This window comes from Pseudomonas sp. GL-R-19, assembly GCF_019956375.1.
Lineage (GTDB): Bacteria > Pseudomonadota > Gammaproteobacteria > Pseudomonadales > Pseudomonadaceae > Aquipseudomonas.
Genome location: NZ_JAHBDJ010000044.1, coordinates 168,345 through 189,461 on the forward strand (window position 1 = coordinate 168,345; position 21,117 = coordinate 189,461).

Consider the following 21,117-nt stretch of genomic DNA (forward strand, 5'->3'; position numbering starts at 1 on the left):
TGCCAGCGAATGGATTTCAGCTGCAGCACAAGGTCGGGATCAGAACCACTCATCCTGCATCCCCAGGCACACATCATCCCGCGCCTCAAGAATCGCCAGCTCATGGTGGCACCCCGGTACTTCCCACGTCAGGAAGTAGCGCGCCGCCTGCAGCTTGCCTTTATAGAAGCTCACATCCGCCGCATTACCCTTGGCCAGGCCTTCCTCGGCACGGATCGCCTGTTCCAGCCAGCGCCAGCCGATCACCGTGTGCCCGAACACCTTCAGGTACAGCGCCGAATTCGCCAGGCTGCTGTTGACCTTGCCCTGGGCCAGATCAGTCAGCAGGCCGATGGTCACGGTTTGCAGGCGCGCCACCAGTTTCTCCAGCGGTTCGCGCAGCAGCGTCAGCGAATCAAACGCTTGGGCGCGCTCGGCAGTGTCGGCGATCAGACGGATCAGTTGCTTGAGCCCCGCACCGCCGTTCTGCGCCAGTTTACGACCCAGCAGGTCCAGTGACTGAATGCCGTGGGTGCCTTCGTGGATCGGGTTCAGGCGGTTATCGCGGTAGTACTGTTCCACCGGGTATTCGCGGGTGTAGCCGTGGCCACCGAGGATCTGGATCGCCAGTTCGTTGGCCTTCAGGCAAAACTCCGACGGCCAGGATTTGACGATGGGTGTCAGCAAATCCAGCAGTTCATGAGCTTGTTTGCGTTCGGCTTCGGTCCCAAGGGTGGTGGTGTCATCGAACAGCCGCGCCGCGTACAGGCCAAGGTCGAACGAGCCTTCGACGTAGGCCTTTTGTGTCAGCAACATGCGTTTGACGTCGGCGTGCTCAATGATCGCCACCGGCGCGGTGTTCGGGTCCTTGCTGTCCGGCACGCGGCCTTGCGGACGCTCGCGAGCATATTCCAGCGAGTACAGATAGCCGGCGTAACCGAGCATCACCGCGCCCATGCCGACGCCGATCCGCGCTTCGTTCATCATCTGGAACATGTAGCTCAAGCCCAGGTGCGGCTTGCCCACCAGATAGCCGACGCACTCGCCGTTATCGCCGAAATTCAGCGCGGTGGACGTGGTGCCGCGCCAGCCCATCTTGTGGAACAACCCGGCCAGTAAAACATCGTTGCGTTGGCCGAGGCTGCCATCGTCGTTGACCAGGAACTTTGGCACGATGAACAGCGATATGCCCTTCACCCCGGCCGGTGCGTCCGGCAGCTTGGCGAGCACCATGTGCACGATGTTTTCCGACAGCGGATGATCGCCACCGGAGATGAAGATCTTGTTGCCCTTGAGGCGATAAGTGCCGTCGGACGCAGGTTCCGCGCGGGTACGAATATCCGACAGCGACGAGCCGGCGTGGGATTCGGTCAGGGCCATGGTGCCGAAGAAACGGCCGTCGATCATCGGTTGCAGGAAGCGGCGCTTCTGCTCATCGGTGCCGAAGCTTTCGATCAGGTTCGCCGCGCCCATGGTCAGGAACGGATAAGAGGTCGAAGCGGCGTTGGCCGACTGGAAGTGTGCGAAGCAGGCCTGCGAAAGCAGTGTAGGAAGCTGCATGCCTCCCGCCTCGAAACTGCGCGCGGCGTTGAGGAAACCGGCTTCGAGGAAGGCATCCACCGCCGGTTTCACTTCCGGAATCAGAATCGCCTGACCGTTTTCATAGCGCGGCTCGTTCTCGTCGCCCTTGCGGTTGTGTGGGGCGAAGAACTTCTCGGCGATGCTGCGGGCCGTACCAATGGCCGCATCGAAGGTTTCGCGGTTGTGCTCGGCGAAACGCTCACGCTGGGTCAGGCCCTCGGCATCGAGGACTTCATATAGCTCGAAAGCCAGATTGCGGGAACTGAGCAACGTCTCGGACATGGCAGCCTACCTTTTTTTGGGATGGGCCGAGTCTAGGCTTGCTAATAAAGACTGAACAGGATGATTGATGAGGGTGATGGGAGAAGCAAAAGATCGCAGCCTTCGGCAGCTCCTACAGGGAAACGCATTCCAATGTAGGAGCTGCCGAAGGCTGCGATCTTTTGATCTTGCTTTTAAAGCTCGGGCAGCCGCAGCTGCCCGGTCGTGTTGCGGTTTAGCCGATCGTCATCAAACTGGCATTACCACCCGCCGCAGCCGTGTTAACGCTCAACGCCCGCTCGATCACCAGGCGTTCCAGCGCAATGTTGGTTTCGCCCTGCGACAGACCCTGCACGCCAACGATGGCGCCGGCACGCTTGGCAACCTGCTGGCACACCGCACGCAACTGGTCGGAATGGCCGTGATGCACAACCGCATCAAACACCACTTCGTCCTTGTTCCAGTCGGAAACCAGCTTGATGCGCGCCTGAATATCCTTCGGCAGACGTGCGAACAAGGCTTTGGTCATGTCAGCTTCCGGCCATACCGCCGAACCACCGACAGCCAATACCGCCGCCAGTTGAGTCAGCAGATCGCCTTCCACTTCCGCCAGGCACAACACGTGCTCACGTGGCAGGATCGCGTAGCTGTTGCGCTCGCCGGTCGGGCCGGCCAGAACGCGGGTGATGCCGCTTTGCGATTGCGCGGCGAACTGCACGCACAGGGTGCTCAGGTCGGCAAACTTGTGGCTGTCAGCCCAGGCTTTCAGGGCGGTCAGCGGCTTGCTCATGGCGTCGCGCAGACGAACGTCCGGAGCTGCGGCAGCATCGCCGCGTGCGAAGGATTGTTCGATCGCATCCGCAGGGCGGGTCGACAACAGGCGGTACAGGTACAGCGGGCCGCCGGCTTTCGGGCCGGTACCCGACAGGCCTTCGCCGCCAAACGGCTGCACACCGACCACGGCACCGACGATGTTGCGGTTGACGTAGACGTTACCGGCATTGACGTTGTCGATCACCTTGGCGATGGTCTCGTCGATGCGAGTGTGCACGCCCAGCGTCAGGCCGTAACCCGAAGCGTTGATCTGGCCGATCAGTTGATCGATGTCCTTGCGCTTGTAGCGCACCACGTGCAGCACCGGGCCGAAGATCTCCCGCTGCAGTTCGTCGAAGCTTTCCAGTTCGATCAGCGTCGGCATCACGAAGGTGCCGCGTTTGACTTCTTCAGCGTCGGCGATGGCCACCTGGTACACGCTGCGACCTTTGTCGCGCATGGCCTGGATGTGCTTCTCGATGCCGGCCTTGGCTTCGGCGTCGATCACCGGGCCGATGTCCACGGACAGGCGCTCAGGGTTGCCGAGACGGCTTTCGGCCATGGCACCTTTGAGCATTTCAATGACGCGATCAGCGGAGTCTTCCTGCAGGCACAAGACGCGCAGGGCCGAGCAACGCTGGCCGGCGCTGTCGAACGCCGAGGACACTACGTCGATCACAACCTGTTCGGTCAGTGCCGAAGAGTCGACGATCATCGCGTTCTGGCCACCGGTTTCGGCGATCAGCGGGATCGGACGACCCTGGCTGTCCAGGCGGCCGGCGATGTTGCGTTGCAGCAAGCGCGCGACTTCGGTGGAGCCGGTGAACATCACGCCTTTGACGCGTTCGTCGCCGACCAGGCCGGCACCGACGGTTTCACCGCGACCCGGCAGCAATTGCAGCACGCCTTCCGGAATCCCGGCTTCGAGCAGCAGGCGCACGGCTTGAGCGGCAACCAGTGGCGTCTGTTCCGCAGGCTTGGCCAATACCGGGTTACCGGCAGCCAGAGCGGCAGCCACCTGGCCACTGAAGATCGCCAGCGGGAAGTTCCACGGGCTGATGCACACAACGGGGCCCAATGGGCGGTGAGCGTCATTGGTGAAATCATTGCGTGCCTGCACTGCGTAATAACGCAGGAAGTCCACGGCTTCACGCACTTCGGCGATGGCGTTGGCGAAGGTCTTGCCGGCTTCGCGGGCCAGCAGGCCCATCAGCGGCTGTATCTCGGCTTCCATCAGATCGGCGGCGCGTTCCAGGATCGCGGCGCGTTCGGCGGGCGGCGTGGCCTGCCAGATCGGTGCAGCGTTCAGGGCGCACTGGATGGCGTTGTTGACGTCTTCGACGGTCGCTTCCTGTACATGGCCGACCACGTCACGCAGGTCGGACGGGTTCAGCACAGGGGCTGGAGCTTCGTTGCTGGAAGCGCAACCGAGCATCGGCGCGGCTTTCCAGTGGTTGTGCGCGGTAGCCAGCAGGGCGCAAGACAGCGACGCCAGACGATGTTCGTTGGCCAGGTCGATGCCGCTGGAGTTGGCGCGCTCGGAGCCGTACAGATCACGCGGCAGCGGAATGCGCGGGTGCGGCAGACCGAAACCACCTTCCACGGTCGCCATCTGCTCGATGCTGGCCACCGGGTCGGCTACCAGTTCCTGGATCGAAATCGACTGGTCGGCAATGCGGTTGACGAACGAGGTGTTCGCGCCGTTTTCCAGCAGGCGACGCACCAGGTAAGCCAGCAGGGTTTCGTGGGTGCCGACCGGAGCGTACACGCGGCACGGACGGTTCAGCTTGCCTTCGGAAACTTTGCCTACAACTTGTTCGTACAGCGGTTCACCCATGCCGTGCAGGCACTGGAACTCGTACTGGCCCGGGTAATAGTTCTGACCGGCGATGTGATAAATGGCCGACAGGGTGTGGGCGTTGTGTGTGGCGAACTGCGGGTAGATGACTTCCGGCACCGACAGCAGTTTGCGGGCGCAGGCGATGTAGGACACGTCGGTGTACACCTTGCGGGTGTAGACCGGGTAGCCTTCCAGGCCTTCGACCTGGGCGCGCTTGATTTCGCTGTCCCAGTACGCGCCTTTCACCAGGCGGATCATCAGGCGATGACGGCTGCGGCGAGCCAGGTCGATCACGTAGTCGATCACGTACGGGCAACGCTTCTGGTAAGCCTGGATCACGAAACCGATGCCGTTCCAGCCCGTCAGTTGCGGCTCGAAGCACAGGCGTTCGAGCAGATCCAGCGACAGCTCGAGGCGGTCGGCTTCTTCGGCATCGATGTTCAGGCCGATGTCGTATTGCTTGGCCAGCAGGGTCAGCGACAGCAGGCGTGGGTACAGCTCTTCCATCACACGCTCGTACTGGGCGCGGCTGTAGCGCGGGTGCAGGGCGGACAGCTTGATCGAAATGCCCGGGCCTTCATAAATCCCGCGACCGTGGGAGGCTTTGCCGATCGAGTGGATGGCTTGTTCGTACGAGGCCAGGTACTTCTGCGCGTCGTGCTCGGTGAGTGCGGCTTCACCCAGCATGTCGTAGGAATAACGGAAGCCTTTGGCTTCGAATTTGCTCGCGTTGGCCAGGGCTTCGGCGATGGTTTCGCCGGTCACGAACTGCTCGCCCATCAGGCGCATGGCCATGTCGACGCCCTTGCGGATCATCGGCTCGCCGCTCTTGCCGATGATACGGCTCAGGGACGAGGTCAGGCCGGCTTCGTTGTGCGTGGACACCAGCTTGCCGGTCAGCAGCAAGCCCCAGGTGGCAGCGTTGACGAACAACGACGGGCTGTTGCCCAGGTGCGGCTGCCAGTTGCCGGTGCTGATCTTGTCGCGGATCAGGGCGTCGCGGGTGCCTTTGTCCGGGATGCGCAGCAGCGCTTCGGCCAGGCACATCAGCGCCACGCCTTCCTGGGACGACAGGGAGAATTCCTGCAGCAGGCCCTGAACGATGCCGGCGCGGCCGCCGGCGCTCTTCTGATTGCGCAGTTTTTCCGCGATGGACGCGGCGAGTTTGTTGGTGGCTTCGGCCATCGGTACCGGCAGGCGCGCCTGCTCGATCAGCATCGGCACCACTTCCGGCTCAGGGCGACGGTAGGCGGCGGTGATCGAAGCACGCAGTACCGATTGCGGCAGGATGCTTTCGGCGAATTCAAGGAAGCACTGGTGGGCGTGATCGATGTGGGCCTCGCCTGCTTCGTCAACTTCCTTGCCGTTCAAACCATTCAGCTCGGACAGGGTTGCACCACCCTCGAGTTTTTCCAGGTAATTGAAGATTGCCTGCTTGATCAGCCAGTGCGGCGTGCGATCAATCGAGGTCGCGGCGGCCTTGAGGCGTTCGCGGGTCGGGTCGTCAAGTTTGACCCCAAGGGTGGTGGTAGCCATGTTTTTATCCTCATGTTTGCCACGACTGCGTGGCATCAGCTGACGGCAAGATTAGCCGTGAGACTGTTGAGGTGCAACCGGGTGCAACCCTTTTTTTGTCGGAATATTACGCAGCTCGTCAGGAAATAAATTCTGATAAGGCTGTGCTGCATTTGCTTGGTGCTTTTCCAGCGAGTTAACACTCGTTTTTGCTCCGAAAAGGAGCAAAAAACGATTTTTAACGTTTATTTCCGACTAGGTGCAACTTATTCCCGAGAAACTGGTTGCACCTTATTTGCTTTGTTGAATAGCATTCGTGCCCAAGGTGCAACCCGGGCAAAATCCGGGTGCTCCGGCTGATGGCTTTCCTGGGGAAACATCAGTCATAAATGCGCGGGAATCCGGATCGTCTGTCAAACGTATGCGTTTGCGAACGGTTCACCAGCCGCCGCTACATAAAAACAAAGCCAGGGCGTAACTCAATGAGCGTAAGCAATCCAACCCTGATCACGTTCGTGATCTACATCGCAGCAATGGTGCTGATCGGCTTGATGGCCTATCGCTCCACCAACAACCTTTCCGATTACATCCTGGGCGGCCGTAGCCTGGGCAGCGTCGTGACCGCACTGTCCGCCGGTGCCTCCGACATGAGTGGCTGGTTGTTGATGGGCTTGCCCGGCGCGATCTACATGTCCGGTCTTTCCGAAAGCTGGATCGCCATCGGCCTGATCATCGGCGCCTACCTGAACTGGCTGTTCGTCGCCGGCCGTCTGCGTGTACAGACCGAGCACAACGGTGATGCACTGACCCTGCCGGACTACTTCGCCAGCCGTTTCGAAGACAAAAGCGGCCTGCTGCGGATCATCTCTGCGGTCGTGATCCTGGTGTTCTTCACCATCTACTGCGCTTCCGGCATCGTGGCCGGTGCCCGTCTGTTTGAAAGCACCTTCGGCATGTCCTACGAGACGGCGCTGTGGGCCGGTGCTGCGGCGACCATTGCCTACACCTTCGTCGGCGGATTCCTGGCCGTGAGCTGGACCGATACCGTACAAGCCACCCTGATGATCTTCGCGTTGATCCTGACGCCGGTTATCGTGCTGCTGGCCACTGGCGGCGTCGACACCACTTTCCTGGCCATCGAAGCGCAAGATCCAAGCAACTTCGACATGCTCAAGGGCACCACTTTCATCGGCATCATCTCGCTGATGGGCTGGGGTCTGGGCTACTTCGGCCAGCCGCACATCCTGGCGCGTTTCATGGCTGCCGATTCGGTTAAATCGATCGCCAAGGCCCGTCGTATCTCCATGACCTGGATGATCCTGTGCCTGGGCGGCACCGTGGCAGTCGGCTTTTTCGGTATCGCCTACTTCTCGGCCAACCCGGCTGTGGCCATGCCAGTGAGTGAAAACCACGAGCGTGTGTTCATCGAACTGGCCAAGATCCTCTTCAATCCATGGATTGCCGGTATCCTGCTGTCGGCCATTCTGGCTGCCGTCATGAGCACCCTGAGCTGCCAGTTGCTGGTGTGCTCGAGCGCCCTGACCGAAGACTTCTACAAGACCTTCCTGCGCAAATCCGCTTCCCAGGTTGAACTGGTGTGGGTCGGTCGTGCCATGGTGCTGTTGGTTGCCCTGATTGCTATCGCGCTGGCGGCCAACCCGGAAAACCGTGTACTGGGTCTGGTGAGCTACGCCTGGGCCGGTTTCGGTGCCGCATTCGGTCCGGTCGTACTGATCTCCGTGATCTGGAAAGACATGACCCGCAACGGCGCACTGGCCGGCATCCTGGTCGGCGCGATCACCGTTGTGGTCTGGAAACACTTCGAACTGCTGGGCCTGTACGAAATCATCCCTGGTTTCATCTTCGCCAGCCTGGCGATCTACTTCGTCAGCAAAATGGGCACGCCGACTGCTGGCATGTTCCAGCGTTTTGCGGCTGCCGAGAGTGATTACCGTTTGAACAAGTGATGAGTGATGGGTTGAACTCTACCCATCTCTGATAAAAGAACGGCTCACAGCTTTATGCTGCGGGCCGTTTTTTTTTGCAAGCCAGGTCCGAAAACAGACATTGGCCCTCCAATATCCGTGGTCCTTTTCAGTGCTGGTCGTAAGACATTTCCTGATTTTCTCGGCCATCTTGAGTTTCATCTCTGTCCACGTACTTTGCGTCAAGCCACTCATCCCGAGTCGGCTTACCGATCGTTAACAGTGGTGCGCTGCCCATGACTGGGGCGGCAGTAGAAAGGGAGATCAATCAATGGCTGAAGGGCATTTTATCCGCTTGGGCGACAAGACCACGTGCGGAGGCAAGGTAAAGGACGCCGATACACGCGTCATGATGTATGGCCTCGCCCATGCGCGCGAAGGCGATCCGGTCACCTGCGGCGTGGACGGCCAAACCTACAGGATTGAGGGCGGTATTTCCTGCATGGTGAGTCATGGGCGATTGGTGGCCGGCACGCTGGACAGTTTCAGCGGTTGCCCTTGCAAGGCGACTCTGATCGCATCGGATTTCACAGGCTCGTATGGATCCAGCAGAAGTGCTGCACCGCACGCCGCACGGGCCGTCAGACAACCGTCTGCCCTAGCCACGAGCAACCCGGTAGCATCGCCATCATCACTCGCGACCGCACGGAGCAATCCGAAACCGATACCGTTCAATACATCGGTCCAGGAGCCTGGTTTTTACGTCGTTCCCAAAAGCACCACCCGCGAACAACTCGAGGCCTCGCTGTTCACCCTGCGCGACCCGGCGGTGATGGGCAAATTCAAGTTGCTCAATCCCAACCTGGGCGACGTCAAGGCCGGCTCGATGATCGTGCTGAGCGACCCCAACAACTACCAATGCACCCGTGAAGAAGCGCTGCTCATGGATGTGGCGGCACGGACCAATCAAATACTGGAGACGCTTAGCCCGGAAGAGGCGAATTTCATGATGCAACACCGGGATGCCATTCAGACGATCTTGGGCTATGGCTCAGACGCTGTGGGCGTCGGCGCGAGCATTTTCAAGAATAATCTGGATAACGTCGGTAATGCCTTGAGGGAAATTGAAGTATTGCAACAGACGACGCTCCAAAGAGATGGGCACCTTCGTTCGCCGGCCTTCTTCGTAGAACGACAGCGTTTACTGGCACAACTCAACAGCCATATGACGACCCTAACCCGCAAGGGTATTGGATTCCCAAACCACATCAATTTGAAAAAAATGTTGGGCATCTCCAGCCAAAGTCTGGTTCACCACTGGACCAATGCCAGTCCTGCGGGGCAAATACCGGGTCACGCCACTCATCTAGAAAGTGTGGCAAAGGCAACTAAATACATCAAATACGGTGGTTGGCTAGGTACTGCCATTGGTGGCGGGGCATCTGCCGTGAAGGTTCAGGATGTGTGTACTGCGGGAAATACTGAAACGTGCGAGCGGGTTAAATTTACTGAAACGGGGAGTTTTACCGGGGGGATCGTAGGTGGCGGAATTGTAGGTGCTGCTCTATCAACCTCAGCTGTCGGCGGGCTTTGTGTTGGGTTGGGTGTGCCAACTGGCGGCTTGGGATTACTGGTCTGCAGTATTGTTGTGGTCGGGGCAGGCTCTTTTTCTTCCAGCGCTATTGGGAGCGTTATTGGTGAAAAAATGGGCGAGCGGATTTTCGAGGCCACTCAATGAACATTAGCGTTGCAGACGCACTATTCCTGGCATCAGGACTAATAGTTTTCGGTGGGGCACTTGTTGTTTTTGGGGTTGCGCTGCACTTGGGCTACACCAAGGGAGATGCCCTTTCAGAGCATTTCCAAAACAGTTCTCCACTTATAACTGTCTCCGCGCGTATTGACGCAGGGCTTAGAGGTAAGACTCGACTGGTTTATTCAATATCTAGCGTCGTTACGTTTCCCCAATTTTTTCTGAAGCACGGTATGGTCACTGCTGAAGATCTCGACAACTTTCCCCATGACCTCAGGCAAAAGCTCGTAGTACTGCAATGGACTCTTCTAGGGGTTCTATCCGGCATGGTGCTACTTGGCCTGATAGTGATGTCGGGGATACTCAGGTAACTGACCCATAAAAAATGGGCACCCAATCTGGTTAATACCGATCAGTTAAGGACTCTGTAGGAGCAAGCTCGCTCCTACAGTGATTCCCTTTCGCTTAACTGATCGGCATTACCCAATCTTGTTGGTGTGCCCGTTCTTCATGCCACTCCTCACCCGTCAGGCAGGTTGTAAATTTTCTGGGCAAGGTCCTAGGACGTTTCCTTCAAAACCTATCGGTTTTCATGAACTGGTGCGATGCGAGTTCCGTCGATAGTCTTTGGCGGTCACTGACAATTCAGTGGTGGGGTGTAGGAACCTCTCAAGACCGTTAGAGCTACATTGGCGTCACTGCCTGGTTTGCGGCCGTTTGCATGCGGCCGTAAGATCAGTTGCGGCGGCTATGCGCGGGCACGCTTCGGCGTGGTCGAGTTTTGCTCTAAGGGTCTCGATATTCCTACCCCGTGCATAGCTGCCACCCTGGCCCGTAGGAAGGCTAATGGCAGGTCCATTTCTTCCTTAGAGCGTTAAAAATGAAATCCATTCATCCCGACCCACCCTACGAAAAACCAACCCCCCCATCCCGACAACCGCTTCATGGCATTGACCAGCAACTGCACCGATATGCCTACGCTGTTCGTCGACACCCACGTGCCACTCGACATCCTCACCGACGCCGCCAACTACAGAATCCGCGCAGTAACCCAAGTGCTTGAGAACCTGTCGATGCGCGGTTCGATCGAGTGTGAGTCGTTCATCCTCAGCGATTTTGCCTTGCTCCGCGCAATCTCGTTGCGCGATGGCTGTGATGTGCTGGATGTGGTTGGGCGGCGGTTGCGGGTGCGGCCTACCGCGGCGGCGTAGGCGTCGCCACAAGATCAAAAGATCCCGGGCTTCATCTTTGCCAGCCTGGCGATCTACATCGTCAGCAAATTGGGCGCGCTGTCTGCCGGCATGCTGCAGCGATTCGCCACGGCGGAAAAGGACATCATGCTGAACAAATGAGGCTTTCAGCGAGGCTTTTAGCTTCCTGATTGCAGGAGACGGCTCGCATCCGATGGATGCGGGCCGTTTTTTATTGGGGATCAGTCAAGATCGGCATCGGGCTGATTCAGAAAGATCAGCACGCCCAGTATTGCCATGTAGAACCTGAAGGCTGCGTCCTGACCATTCCAGATGTCGGATTGCCACATCAGAAACCACTCGCCGCCAACAACCATGAAGCCGAAAAACCACACGAAAAACCCAGTCGTCAAACCCGCTACGGCCCACTTTCTGGCCAGTCTGAACTCATGCCCACCGGCTGACCGTGAGCGCCAGAGCTGTAGTGCGCCGTAGCCAAGAAGTCCACAGGTAATGGCTTCGCCAAGGATGATCAGCCAGTAGGCCCCATGCCACACCCAAGGCAGATCAATTGCGCGATACCGGGCGGCGTTGTCAGGGAAGGTGGTGTCCATGCTCAGCACGTGCCGGACGAAGTTGAAGTTGGAACCGTAGTCGGTGATGTTGTTGAACACGGTCATGAAGGCGAATGCGGCGAGCGCCAGGGTCATTGCAATCTTTGCGTAGCGAATGGTCATTTGTGCGTCCTTTGCTTGTTTCGACAAAGAACGCTATCACGCCGGTTTGCAGGTTCGGGAATCTTCCTGTTGTGAGGCGTTTCTGAATTTGTCGAGTGATGGTGCATGTTTGTTGCCGCTATGAATGCTCGAAGTGTCCGCTCGGCCGCCAGGTCCTGACTTGCCGGCCGGTAAAAGGTAAACTCCCCGGCCTTCGCAGGAGCAGCCATGAATTATCGTCACGCCTTCCATGCCGGCAATCACGCCGATGTGTTCAAACACCTGACCTTGACCCGCCTCATCGCCCTGATGTCGCGCAAGGAGCAGCCGTTTGCCTATCTCGACACCCACGCCGGCATCGGTCTGTATGACCTTCAGGGTGATCAGGCCAACCGTACCGGTGAGTACCTGGAAGGCATTGCACGTTTGTGGGATCAGCCGGATCTGCCGATCCTGACCGCTGATTACATGCAGGTGTTGCACGAGATGAACCCGGATGGCCAGTTGCGCTATTACCCGGGGTCGCCGGAGTTGGCGCGGCGCCTGACTCGCCCGCAGGATCGTGTGTTACTCAACGAGAAGCACCCGGAAGACGGCGTGCTGCTCAAGGACAACATGGCTGGTGATCGCCGGGTCAAGGTGCACCTGGGTGAAGGCTGGCATGTGCCGCGGGCCTTGCTGCCGGTGCCGGAGAAGCGCGCGGTGATGTTGATCGATCCGCCGTTCGAGAAGCTCGACGAGATGCAGCGCTGTGCCGCTTCGTTGAAGGAAGCGATTGGCCGGATGCGTCAGACCGTGGCGGCGATCTGGTACCCGGTGAAGGATCAGCGTGCGCTGCGCCGCTTCTACCAGGACCTGGCCGGTACCGGTGCGCCGAAGTTGTTGCGGGTGGAGTTGCTGGTGCATCCGCTGGATACGCCGAACAGCCTGAACGGTTCGGGGCTGGCGATTGCCAATCCGCCATGGGGGCTGGAGGAAGAGTTGCGTGAGTTGCTGCCGTGGTTGTCCGAGAAGCTTGGGCAGACCCAGGGTGGGTGGCGGATGGATTGGTTGATTGCCGAGAGTTGATCTGTAGGAGCGAGCTCGCTCCGGGCGGCGTTCCGACGATGTTCGTGAACGATAACGCGTAAAACCAGGTGCCCAGCGGCGCCCTTTGGTTTTTCGCGAGCGAGCTCGCTCCTACAGTAATCAGATCGGGCAGGTCACACCTGTACCGCCAATCCCGCAATAGCCTTCCGGATTTTTCGCCAGGTACTGCTGGTGATACGCCTCGGCAAAGTAGACGGTCGGGGCCTGGTCGACTTCGGTGCTGATTTCACCGAGACCAGCCTTGGTCAGCTCGGCCTGGTAGATTTCCTTGCTCTTGAGCGCCGCGTCCAGTTGTTCCTGGCTGGTGGCGTAGATTACCGAACGGTACTGGGTGCCGATGTCATTGCCCTGGCGCATGCCCTGCGTCGGGTTGTGCAGTTCCCAGAACATCGCCAGCAGTTCTTCGTAGCTGACCCTGGCCTTGTCATACACCACCAACACCACTTCCGCGTGGCCGGTCAGGCCCGAGCAGACTTCTTCGTAGGTCGGGTTCGGCGTGAAACCGCCGGCGTAGCCGACCACGGTGCTGACCACGCCTTCACGTTGCCAGAAGCGGCGTTCCGCGCCCCAGAAGCAGCCGAGGCCGAAGATCGCGAAGTCGACGTCTTCGAAGAATGGGCCGAGCAAGGGGGTGTCTTTAAACACAAAGTGCTTTTCAGGCAGGGTCATCGCGGTTTCGCGGCCGGGCAGAGCTTGTTCTTTAGTCGGGAGCACGTTTTTGTTCACCAGGATTTCCGAGCGCAGAACCATGATCAGTCCTCTCAGTCAGGTTGGGTTGTAAATAAACAGACCGTCAGTGTGCCCAATACCTTTCAGATAATCACTAGCCAGGTGGGAGGTTCCATGTTGCAGGGCAACCCTGCAACTTCAGGCTGGCGGGTATTCACTCCGGCAGTTCATACAGGTAAATCTTCTCCGCTTCCATCTGATACCCCGCATCCGCCAGCTCGCTGGTGGACGCCTTGACCTGCAACGCGCCTTCGATCCAGTACGGCTGATACAGCTCGTCGAGCTTCACGCCGACTTCGCTTTTGACGTGCACGATCTGGTTCGACGGCGGTGGCGGCACATGGATGCAGGCGCCGAAATACGGCACCAGCAGGAACTCCGTGGTACGTCCTTCCTCGCTCACTTCCAGCGGCACGATGTAGCCCGGCAGGCGAATGTTCTGGCCGTCGAGGGTCTTGACCACCGGTGCGTTGGGCATGTCCTGTTTGGCTGCTGGCGCCGACTCTGCCGAGAGCATGCTGCTCATTTGCGACAGATCATGCAGCGGCGTCATGTTCGGCACTTCTTTCGGCGCGTCGGGCGGAATCATCTCCGACCAGGTCAGGTCTTTTGGCTGGGCCGCCCATAGGGGCAGGGCGACCAGCATCAACAGCGCAAGTACGACGCGGGGCATTTTCAACGTCCTCATAAACGGATCGACAGGCCATCGGCCAGGGATTGGCGATAGGCGCGCCAGGCCGGCACGCTGCCCATCAGCAGCGCGGCGATCAGGATGCCAGCGAGCAGCGTCCATTCATACTCGCTCGGCCAGGACAGCGGCAGGAACAGGCCGTAGTTGGCTTGCACATATCCCTGGGCCGCCGCGATGCACACATACAGCATCGCCACGCCGGCGATCACGCCCGACAGCGCCAGGGCAAAGGCTTCGAGCACCAACAGCGTTGCGATGTGCCATGGCCGAGCACCCACCGAGCGCAGGATCGCCATTTCCCGGCGGCGTTCGTTGAGGCTGGTGAGAATGGCCGTGAGCATGCCGATCAATCCAGTCAGCACCACAAACAGCGAGACCACGAACAAGGCTTTTTCCGCGGTGCCCATCAGGCTCCAGAGTTCTTGCAACGCCACGCCCGGCAGGATCGCCAGCATCGGCTCACCACGGAATTCGTTGATTTCCCGTTGCAGGGTAAAAGTCGAAATCTTGTTGTTGAGACCGAGCATGAACGCGGTGATCGCTTGCGGCGTGAGGTCCATGTTGCGCGCCTGGTCGGCCGTGATGCGACCCTCGCCCCGGGCCGGCACGCCGTTTTGCCAGTCGATGTGAATCGCTTCCATGCCGCCAAGGCTGATGTGCAGCGTGCGGTCTACCGGCGTGCCGGTGCGTTTGAGAATGCCGACCACGGTGAACGGTTTGTCGTCGTGCTTGACCAGGCTGATCGCCGCCACGCCGTGGGCCAGTACCAGTTTGTCGCCGAGTTTGTAGTGCAGTGCCTCGGCCACTTCGGCACCGAGCACCACTTCGAACGGGTCGGTTGCAAACGCCCGGCCATCGGCCAGGTCCAAGTGTTGCCGGTGGCCGTACTGGTAATGCTCGAAGTAGGCTTCGGTGGTGCCCATCACCCGGTAGCCGCGATGGGAGTCGCCGAGGGACATCGGGATTGCCCACTTCACTTTCGGGTTGCTGGCGAAGTGTTCGAAGCTGTCCCAACGGATGTTGTTGGTGGCGTTGCCGATGCGGAACACCGAGTACAGCAACAGGTTCACCGAGCCGGAGCGGGCGCCGACGATCAGGTCGGTGCCGCTGATGGTGCTGGCGAAACTGGCCTTGGCTTCGGTGCGCACACGCTCTACCGCCAGCAACAGGCACACCGACAAGGCGATGGCGAACGCGGTGAGGATCGCGGTGAAGCGGCGGTTAGCCAGGCTGGCCATCGCTAGACGGAACAAGTACATCTCAGACCTCGGACGGGGTGGCGGCGCGATTGAGTTCGGCCAGCGACAGGTTGTGGTCGAACAGCGGCGCCAGGCTCTGGTCGTGGCTGACGAACAACAGGCTCGACCCGGCTTCGCGGCACTCGGCGAACAACAGGCGAATGAAGTTCTCGCGGGCGTCGTAATCGAGGGCCGAGGTTGGCTCGTCGGCGATCACCAGTTCCGGTTGTCCGATCAGCGCGCGGGCGGCGGCGACCCGTTGCTGCTGGCCGATGGACAATGCATCGGCGCGGCGACCGAGGATGTTTGCATCCTTCAACCCCAGGTGGGCAAGCAGCGTCGCGGCCGCTTTGTCGACGCTGCCGTGACGTTGTTTCGCCCGTTCGGCGCGCAGTTTCGAGAAGTGGCAGGGCAGTTCGACGTTTTCGCGCACCGACAGAAACGGCAGCAGGTTGAACTGCTGGAAGATGTAGCCGGTGTGATCGACGCGGAAGTGGTCGCGGGCACCGGCCGAGAGTTGCGTCAGTTCCTGGCCGAGCAGGCGGATGCTGCCGCGATCAGGTTTTTGCACGCCGCCGAGCAGGCCGAGCAGGGTGGTCTTGCCGCTGCCGCTGGGGCCTTTGAGGAACAGGGTTTCCCCGCGCTCCAGGCGAAACGCCGGGATGTCCAGCAGTGGCGGGTGACCGGGCCAACTGAAGCCCAGGTCGGACAGTTCGATGAGTGCTTGGGTCATGGCGCCGATTTCAAGAATATTGATGACCTGTAGGAGCTGCCGCTGGCTGCGATCTTTTGATCTTGAAATTCAAAAGATCGCAGCCTCGTTTCACTCGACAGCTCCTACAAGGGATCTGGGGTGAATTCAGAATTTCAGCGCAGCAGCCTTGGCCGTCACTTCAACCCCTTGCTGCCCGCTCGGGCCGATCAGTTGTACCTGAATTTTCAGGGTCGCCGGGAATGTGTTGAAAATGTTCGCCAGGTCCAGGGTCTTCAGCGCGCCCGGTGTGGCGCAGGTGAATTGGTAGTGGGCGTGGATTTCGCTGTGGTCGTGGTGGTGCTCGTCCTGGGCGTCCTCATCGTGATCTTCATCGGCTTCTGGCTTATCACCGAACAGAGGGCTTTCCAGTTCCTGGTTTTCCACCACGCATCCGGCGGCTTTTGGCAGGTTGAACAAGCCCAGTGGTTGCTCAAGCCGAGCACGGACGGCGGCAACTTTGGCCTTGTCTGCATCGCTGGTGGCGATGTGCTCGAAACCCACCAGGTTCATGGCCGGGCTTTCCAGTTCCAGCTCCAGGGTCTGCCCGTCCAGCCCGGCGTTCAGGCGTCCAACGCCATGTTCGTGGGCGCCCAGGCTGCCATGCTCATGATCGTGTTCGTCGGCGGCGTGGGCGACAGCCAGCGGCAACATGGCAAACGGCAGGGCGAGAAGCAGACGACGCATGGCGAGTCTCCGAAAAGTAAAATGAAGAAAATGTTATGTAATCTTATAACGTAAGTATGGAGAGTTTGACTGCCTGCTTGGCGTTGCACAAGTCCCATGGGAGCATGCAGGGAAGAAAAGTGCGGGAGCAGACCTATGTTGCGAATTCGCGGAAGCATCGGCGACTGGCCGGTGGATCTGACCCTGGAGATGGACGACGCGGACTGGGCGCGACTAGGAGCGCAGTTGCAAGTGGAAAAATCCGAGGTCAGCGCGCCAGCGGCCAAACCGCTGAATCAGGATGATGCGCTGTGGCAGATCGCCAGGGATTTGCTGCGCAAGGCCGGGCAGCTCAGCGGACCGGATCTGCTCGATCAGCTGGAAGGATTGACCGGCAGTGCGGCGGCGGGCAAGCGCCTGCTGGTTCGTTTGCGCCACAGTCCGGATGTGAAGGTGGAAAGCGGCGGGGATACGCCGCTCTACAGCTGGTTGTTGTAGGAGCGAGCTTGCTCGCGAAAAGCGTCAGGGCGCTTCGGCCATGCAGGCAGCCCTCGTCATCGTTGACGTCCATCGCGAGCAAGCTCGCTCCTACAAGGTCGTGATCAGTACAGGGCGGCAAACAATTTGCGGCGGTACGTGCTGACCAGCGGGTGGTCATTGCCCAGCAACTCGAACACCTGCAGCAAGGTTTTGTGCGGCAAGCCTTCGCTGTAGCTGCGGTTGCGGATGAACAACTTGAGCAATGCGTCCAGCGCGGCGTCGTACTGCTGACGGGCCAGTTGCTGGATCGCCAGTTGATAGACCGCCTCATCGTCCAGCGGGTCTTTCGCCAGTCGGGCCTTCAGGTCGGCGGCATCCGGCAAGTCCTTGGCTAAACCAAGAAACTTGATCTGTGCCTTGGCGCCGGCCAGCGCAGCCTTGTGCTCGTCGCTCTTGACCGCATCCAGCACGGTTTGCGCTTCGCCCAGTTCACCGCGCTCGGTCAGGCAGCGGGCGTACAGGATCAGTGCCTTGGCGTTGGTGTTGTCTTCACCCAGCAGTACTTTGAGCAGGGCTTCGGCATCGGCAAAGCGGCTGTCGTCGAACAGCGCCTGGGCCTGTTCGAACGGATCGGCAGCGGCCGGTGGCGGCATTTGCACATGGGGTTCGAGCAGGGCGCGGACGGCGGATTCCGGCTGGGCACCGGCAAAGCCGTCGACAGGCTGGCCGTCCTTGAACAGGACCACGGTCGGCAAGCTGCGGATGCCGAAGCGGGCGACGATGTCTTGCTCGATGTCACAGTTGACCTTGGCCAGCAGCAATTCGCCCTGGTAGCTCTCGGCAATGCTCTGCAACATGGGCATCAGCACCTTGCAGGGCGCGCACCATTCGGCCCAGAAATCCACCAGCACCGGTTTGTGGAAAGAGTTCTCGATCACCGACTGGTCGAAATCGGCAGTCGTGGCGTCGAAGATGTACGGCGTTTGCTGACTCATGGGGGATCTCGTAAAAGCGTGAATGGGGCAACTATACGGTCAGGCGCGGGCGGCATGGTAGAGGCTCACATGCCGAAACTCGTGGGGCTCGGCCAGATCCGGCAGGGTCATGGCTTCGAGCATTTCGATGCGCCGGTACAACGGATGGCGAAAATCCCGCACTCGGGAATCCGCCACCAGCGCCTCTCGGCCGCGGCTGAGGAACTGGTCGAGCAGTGGCAGGTTGGCCCGGTCGTACAGCACATCCGCCACCAGGATCAGATCGAAGCGATCGGCTTCGGCGAAAAAATCCGTCGAGTAATCAAGCTGTACGTCATTGAGCTCGGCATTGGCCCGGCACGCGGCAATCGCCAGCGGGTCAAGGTCGCAGGCCAGCACTTCCAGCGCGCCGGCCTTGGCCGCGGCAATCCCTGCCACCCCGGAACCGGCACCGAAATCCAGTACCCGCTTGCCTTCGACCCAATGCGGGTTTGCGGCCAGATAACGGGCCACGGCGAGGCCGCTGGCCCAGCAGAAACTCCAATACGGCGGCTCATGCAGGATGCGCCGGGTTTCTTCCGGGCTGAACGCGCGGTCCATGTTATCGCCGTCGATCAGCCATAGCTGCAAGTCGGTTTCCGGCAACGGACAGGCTACCAGTTGCGCATCACCAAGCAATTCAGCCAAGGCCCGTTGCAGGTCGAGCGGTGCACTCATGGGGCTTTGACGAATTGCAGTTGGCCCAGGGCCTGGGTGGTCGGCTGGGTAATCAGCTGCGACGGCAAGTGCAGGATCAACTGCCCGGACTGGCTGGCGCGGCCTCGCAGTTCAACGCGGGCGCCGACCGGAAAGGCATCCGGGTTGAAGCGCAGGTGAAACGGCAACACCTGGTTGTTGCCGATCAGGCTGGAACTGGCGAGTAATTGTTGCGGACGGTCTTTATCGTCGATCACCAACAGCGCCAGCTCGACCTCGGCGCCGGCCGGTACACCTTGCAACGTGCCGCTCAATTCGCGCTGATACGCGGGCAGCGGGCCAAGTTCGGCGGCCTCCCGGGCCTTTTTCTGCGCTTGCTGCGGCGCCGGGCCCGGCGTTGGCGGCTGGGGCTTGGGTGCATCGCTGCCGCAAGCCACCAGCAGGCTGAAAACACTGAGCAAAATGAGCGGACGTAACGACATTGGTGGCTCCATAAAGCTGAATTCCATGGATCAAGTGATCATCCCGTCTGTATACCGCAAACCCTATGGCTTGTCTTGCCACGGGGATGCGCTACCATGGCCCTCCCTTTTTTTGTTGCCTGCCACCATGCACTGTCCCTTCTGCGGTGCCAACGACACCAAGGTCATCGACTCGCGTCTGGTCGCCGAGGGCGAACAGGTGCGCCGCCGGCGTGAATGCCTGGCCTGCGGCGAGCGTTTCACGACGTTCGAGACGGCTGAACTGGTGTTGCCGCGCCTGATTAAAACCGACGGCAGTCGCCAGCCGTTCGACGAAGAAAAACTCCGCGCCGGCATGCAGCGTGCGCTGGAAAAGCGCCCGGTGAGCGTCGAGCGCCTCGAATCGTCGCTGGTGCACATCAAACACAAACTGCGCGCGACCGGCGAACGCGAGGTCAAATCCCTCGTGGTCGGCGAGCTGGTGATGGCCGAGTTGCAGAAACTCGACGAAGTCGCCTACATCCGCTTCGCTTCGGTATATCGCCGCTTCCAGGACCTCAACGAGTTCCGCGAAGAGATCGATCGCCTGGCCCGTGAACCGGTGAAAGAATGAACACGCCCGCAGAACTTGCCATCCTCGATGCCCACTACATGGCCCGTGCCCTGGAACTGGCGCGCAAGGGCCATTACACGACGCACCCCAATCCGCGGGTCGGCTGCGTGATCGTGCAAGGTGGGCAGATTGTCGGCGAGGGCTGGCATGAGCGCGCCGGTGAACCCCATGCCGAAGTCCACGCCCTGCGCGCGGCCGGTGAGTTGGCCCGTGGCGCTACTGCCTATGTCACGCTTGAGCCGTGCAGCCATCACGGCCGTACGCCGCCCTGTGCCGATGCGCTGCTGAATGCCGGTGTGGCGCGGGTGGTCGCGGCGATGCAGGACCCGAACCCGGAAGTCGCCGGTCGCGGTCTGCAGCGCCTGGCCCAGGCGGGCATCGCTACCGAAAGTGGTGTGCTGGAGGGTGAAGCGCGAAAGCTCAATCAAGGTTTCCTCAAGCGCATGGAACACGGCTTGCCGTTCGTGCGGGTCAAATTGGCGATGAGCCTGGACGGGCGCACGGCGATGGAAAGCGGCGAAAGCCAGTGGATCACTGGCCCGGCGGCGCGCTCGGCCGTTCAGCGTCTGCGCGCGCAAGCCAGTGTGGTATTGACCGGCGCCGATACGGTGCTGGCGGACAACGCGCGGTTGACCGTGCGCGCCGATGAATTGGGGCTCGATGCCGAGCAAACCGCACTGGCCATGAGTCGTCCCCCGCTTCGAGTGCTGATCGACGGTCGCCTGCGGGTACCGCTGGATGCACCGTTCTTCAAGGTCGGCCCGGCGCTGGTCGCCACCTGCGTGGCGGTGGAAGAGCAATATGCCAACGGTCCGGAATGCCTGATCGTGCCGGGCTATGACGGCCAGGTCGATTTGCGTCAGCTGCTGGTCGAACTCGCCAGCCGTGGCGTCAACGAGGTGTTGGTCGAAGCCGGTCCGCGTCTGGCGGGTGCCTTTGCCCAGTTGGGTTTGGTGGACGAGTTCCAGATTTTCATCGCCGGCAAGTTTTTGGGTTCCTCGGCGCAGCCGCTGCTGGACTGGCCGCTCGCGCAAATGAAGGATGCGCCGGAACTCAAAATCACCGAAATTCGTGCAGTTGGCGATGATTGGCGAGTCACTGCCATTCCCTTGCCAGCAGCAAGCGTATAATTTGCGGCCATCGTGCAAGCTTTGGC

At 60.2% G+C, this 21,117-nt stretch carries 17 protein-coding genes and 2 pseudogenes; 8 read left to right on the top strand and 11 right to left on the bottom strand.

Annotation, left to right across the window (positions count from 1 at the left end; all coding sequences use genetic code 11):
* Nucleotides 1-39 precede the first annotated feature (39 nt).
* Nucleotides 40-1,842: an acyl-CoA dehydrogenase gene (locus KGA83_RS21605; RefSeq protein WP_108216281.1), complete on the bottom strand. Its 1,803-nt coding sequence runs from the start codon at nt 1,840-1,842 to the stop codon at nt 40-42.
* A 214-nt stretch (nt 1,843-2,056) separates the two neighbouring features.
* Nucleotides 2,057-6,010: a trifunctional transcriptional regulator/proline dehydrogenase/L-glutamate gamma-semialdehyde dehydrogenase gene (putA, locus tag KGA83_RS21610; RefSeq protein ID WP_223530848.1), complete on the bottom strand. Its 3,954-nt coding sequence runs from the start codon at nt 6,008-6,010 to the stop codon at nt 2,057-2,059.
* A 461-nt stretch (nt 6,011-6,471) separates the two neighbouring features.
* Between putA and putP the strand changes: the two genes are divergently transcribed.
* From putP to KGA83_RS30165, 4 genes and pseudogenes are all read left to right on the top strand, one after another.
* Nucleotides 6,472-7,956, top strand: coding sequence for a sodium/proline symporter PutP (gene putP / locus KGA83_RS21615; RefSeq protein ID WP_108216283.1), 1,485 nt, complete (start codon nt 6,472-6,474; stop codon nt 7,954-7,956).
* A gap of 289 nt (nt 7,957-8,245) precedes the next feature.
* Nucleotides 8,246-9,652: a PAAR domain-containing protein gene (locus KGA83_RS21620; RefSeq protein WP_223530850.1), complete on the top strand. Its 1,407-nt coding sequence runs from the start codon at nt 8,246-8,248 to the stop codon at nt 9,650-9,652.
* 895 nt (nt 9,653-10,547) lie between these two features.
* Nucleotides 10,548-10,878 (top strand): annotated as a pseudogene (locus KGA83_RS21625) (hypothetical protein).
* A 21-nt stretch (nt 10,879-10,899) separates the two neighbouring features.
* Nucleotides 10,900-11,019 (top strand): annotated as a pseudogene (locus KGA83_RS30165) (sodium:proline symporter); the annotation flags it as partial.
* Nucleotides 11,020-11,099: 80 nt separating this feature from the next.
* Here the strand turns inward: KGA83_RS30165 and KGA83_RS21630 are convergent.
* Entirely contained in the window at nt 11,100-11,594 is a 495-nt protein-coding gene (locus KGA83_RS21630; protein WP_223530852.1) for a DUF2165 family protein, read from the bottom strand.
* A gap of 207 nt (nt 11,595-11,801) precedes the next feature.
* Between KGA83_RS21630 and KGA83_RS21635 the strand changes: the two genes are divergently transcribed.
* Nucleotides 11,802-12,641 carry a 23S rRNA (adenine(2030)-N(6))-methyltransferase RlmJ gene (locus tag KGA83_RS21635; RefSeq protein ID WP_150714677.1) on the top strand — a complete coding sequence of 280 codons (840 nt, stop codon included), beginning with the start codon at nt 11,802-11,804 and terminating at the stop codon, nt 12,639-12,641.
* A 120-nt stretch (nt 12,642-12,761) separates the two neighbouring features.
* Here the strand turns inward: KGA83_RS21635 and msrA are convergent, their stop codons facing one another.
* The 5 genes from msrA to KGA83_RS21660 form a co-directional block, all read right to left on the bottom strand.
* A complete protein-coding gene (gene msrA / locus KGA83_RS21640; RefSeq protein ID WP_223530854.1) occupies nt 12,762-13,412 on the bottom strand; it encodes a peptide-methionine (S)-S-oxide reductase MsrA in 651 nt (216 codons plus the stop codon).
* A 133-nt stretch (nt 13,413-13,545) separates the two neighbouring features.
* Nucleotides 13,546-14,064: a DUF3299 domain-containing protein gene (locus KGA83_RS21645; RefSeq protein ID WP_223530856.1), complete on the bottom strand. Its 519-nt coding sequence runs from the start codon at nt 14,062-14,064 to the stop codon at nt 13,546-13,548.
* Nucleotides 14,065-14,075: 11 nt separating this feature from the next.
* Entirely contained in the window at nt 14,076-15,341 is a 1,266-nt protein-coding gene (locus KGA83_RS21650) for an ABC transporter permease (RefSeq protein ID WP_223530858.1), read from the bottom strand.
* A gap of 1 nt (nt 15,342) precedes the next feature.
* Nucleotides 15,343-16,053: an ABC transporter ATP-binding protein gene (locus KGA83_RS21655; protein ID WP_223530860.1), complete on the bottom strand. Its 711-nt coding sequence runs from the start codon at nt 16,051-16,053 to the stop codon at nt 15,343-15,345.
* Between the two features lie 126 nt (nt 16,054-16,179).
* Nucleotides 16,180-16,758 carry a DUF2796 domain-containing protein gene (locus KGA83_RS21660; protein WP_223530862.1) on the bottom strand — a complete coding sequence of 193 codons (579 nt, stop codon included), beginning with the start codon at nt 16,756-16,758 and terminating at the stop codon, nt 16,180-16,182.
* Between the two features lie 135 nt (nt 16,759-16,893).
* Between KGA83_RS21660 and KGA83_RS21665 the strand changes: the two genes are divergently transcribed.
* Nucleotides 16,894-17,235, top strand: coding sequence for a hypothetical protein (locus KGA83_RS21665; protein ID WP_108216294.1), 342 nt, complete (start codon nt 16,894-16,896; stop codon nt 17,233-17,235).
* 104 nt (nt 17,236-17,339) lie between these two features.
* Here the strand turns inward: KGA83_RS21665 and trxA are convergent, their stop codons facing one another.
* Genes trxA through KGA83_RS21680 form a run of 3 tightly spaced genes read right to left on the bottom strand, consistent with a single transcriptional unit; the run spans nt 17,340 to nt 19,369 of the window.
* Entirely contained in the window at nt 17,340-18,212 is an 873-nt protein-coding gene (trxA, locus tag KGA83_RS21670) for a thioredoxin (protein ID WP_108216295.1), read from the bottom strand.
* Nucleotides 18,213-18,251: 39 nt separating this feature from the next.
* Nucleotides 18,252-18,908: a class I SAM-dependent methyltransferase gene (locus tag KGA83_RS21675; RefSeq protein WP_108216296.1), complete on the bottom strand. Its 657-nt coding sequence runs from the start codon at nt 18,906-18,908 to the stop codon at nt 18,252-18,254.
* A complete protein-coding gene (locus tag KGA83_RS21680) occupies nt 18,905-19,369 on the bottom strand; it encodes a YbaY family lipoprotein (RefSeq protein WP_108216297.1) in 465 nt (154 codons plus the stop codon). Before KGA83_RS21680 ends, KGA83_RS21675 begins: the two co-directional genes overlap by 4 nt.
* Before the next feature lie 127 nt (nt 19,370-19,496).
* On the opposite strand from KGA83_RS21680, the gene nrdR reads away from it, so the two are divergent.
* Together nrdR and ribD are read left to right on the top strand one after the other, a co-directional pair.
* Nucleotides 19,497-19,961, top strand: coding sequence for a transcriptional regulator NrdR (nrdR, locus tag KGA83_RS21685; RefSeq protein ID WP_003228656.1), 465 nt, complete (start codon nt 19,497-19,499; stop codon nt 19,959-19,961).
* Nucleotides 19,958-21,091 (top strand): bifunctional diaminohydroxyphosphoribosylaminopyrimidine deaminase/5-amino-6-(5-phosphoribosylamino)uracil reductase RibD, encoded by a 1,134-nt coding sequence (gene ribD / locus KGA83_RS21690; RefSeq protein WP_223530864.1) that lies wholly within the window; start codon nt 19,958-19,960, stop codon nt 21,089-21,091. Before nrdR ends, ribD begins: the two co-directional genes overlap by 4 nt.
* Nucleotides 21,092-21,117: the final 26 nt, after the last annotated feature.

Coding starts and splice junctions, on each gene's coding strand:
- KGA83_RS21655 (WP_223530860.1), bottom strand. CDS start 16,053: ATGACCCAAGCACTCATCGAACTGTCCGACCTGGGCTTCAGTTGGCCC.
- KGA83_RS21645 (WP_223530856.1), bottom strand. CDS start 14,064: ATGCCCCGCGTCGTACTTGCGCTGTTGATGCTGGTCGCCCTGCCCCTA.
- KGA83_RS21665 (WP_108216294.1), top strand. CDS start 16,894: ATGTTGCGAATTCGCGGAAGCATCGGCGACTGGCCGGTGGATCTGACC.
- KGA83_RS21675 (WP_108216296.1), bottom strand. CDS start 18,908: ATGAGTGCACCGCTCGACCTGCAACGGGCCTTGGCTGAATTGCTTGGT.
- KGA83_RS21620 (WP_223530850.1), top strand. CDS start 8,246: ATGGCTGAAGGGCATTTTATCCGCTTGGGCGACAAGACCACGTGCGGA.
- KGA83_RS21680 (WP_108216297.1), bottom strand. CDS start 19,369: ATGTCGTTACGTCCGCTCATTTTGCTCAGTGTTTTCAGCCTGCTGGTG.
- KGA83_RS21605 (WP_108216281.1), bottom strand. CDS start 1,842: ATGTCCGAGACGTTGCTCAGTTCCCGCAATCTGGCTTTCGAGCTATAT.
- KGA83_RS21630 (WP_223530852.1), bottom strand. CDS start 11,594: ATGACCATTCGCTACGCAAAGATTGCAATGACCCTGGCGCTCGCCGCA.
- KGA83_RS21650 (WP_223530858.1), bottom strand. CDS start 15,341: ATGTACTTGTTCCGTCTAGCGATGGCCAGCCTGGCTAACCGCCGCTTC.
- nrdR (WP_003228656.1), top strand. CDS start 19,497: ATGCACTGTCCCTTCTGCGGTGCCAACGACACCAAGGTCATCGACTCG.
- putA (WP_223530848.1), bottom strand. CDS start 6,010: ATGGCTACCACCACCCTTGGGGTCAAACTTGACGACCCGACCCGCGAA.
- ribD (WP_223530864.1), top strand. CDS start 19,958: ATGAACACGCCCGCAGAACTTGCCATCCTCGATGCCCACTACATGGCC.
- KGA83_RS21635 (WP_150714677.1), top strand. CDS start 11,802: ATGAATTATCGTCACGCCTTCCATGCCGGCAATCACGCCGATGTGTTC.
- KGA83_RS21660 (WP_223530862.1), bottom strand. CDS start 16,758: ATGCGTCGTCTGCTTCTCGCCCTGCCGTTTGCCATGTTGCCGCTGGCT.
- trxA (WP_108216295.1), bottom strand. CDS start 18,212: ATGAGTCAGCAAACGCCGTACATCTTCGACGCCACGACTGCCGATTTC.
- msrA (WP_223530854.1), bottom strand. CDS start 13,412: ATGGTTCTGCGCTCGGAAATCCTGGTGAACAAAAACGTGCTCCCGACT.
- putP (WP_108216283.1), top strand. CDS start 6,472: ATGAGCGTAAGCAATCCAACCCTGATCACGTTCGTGATCTACATCGCA.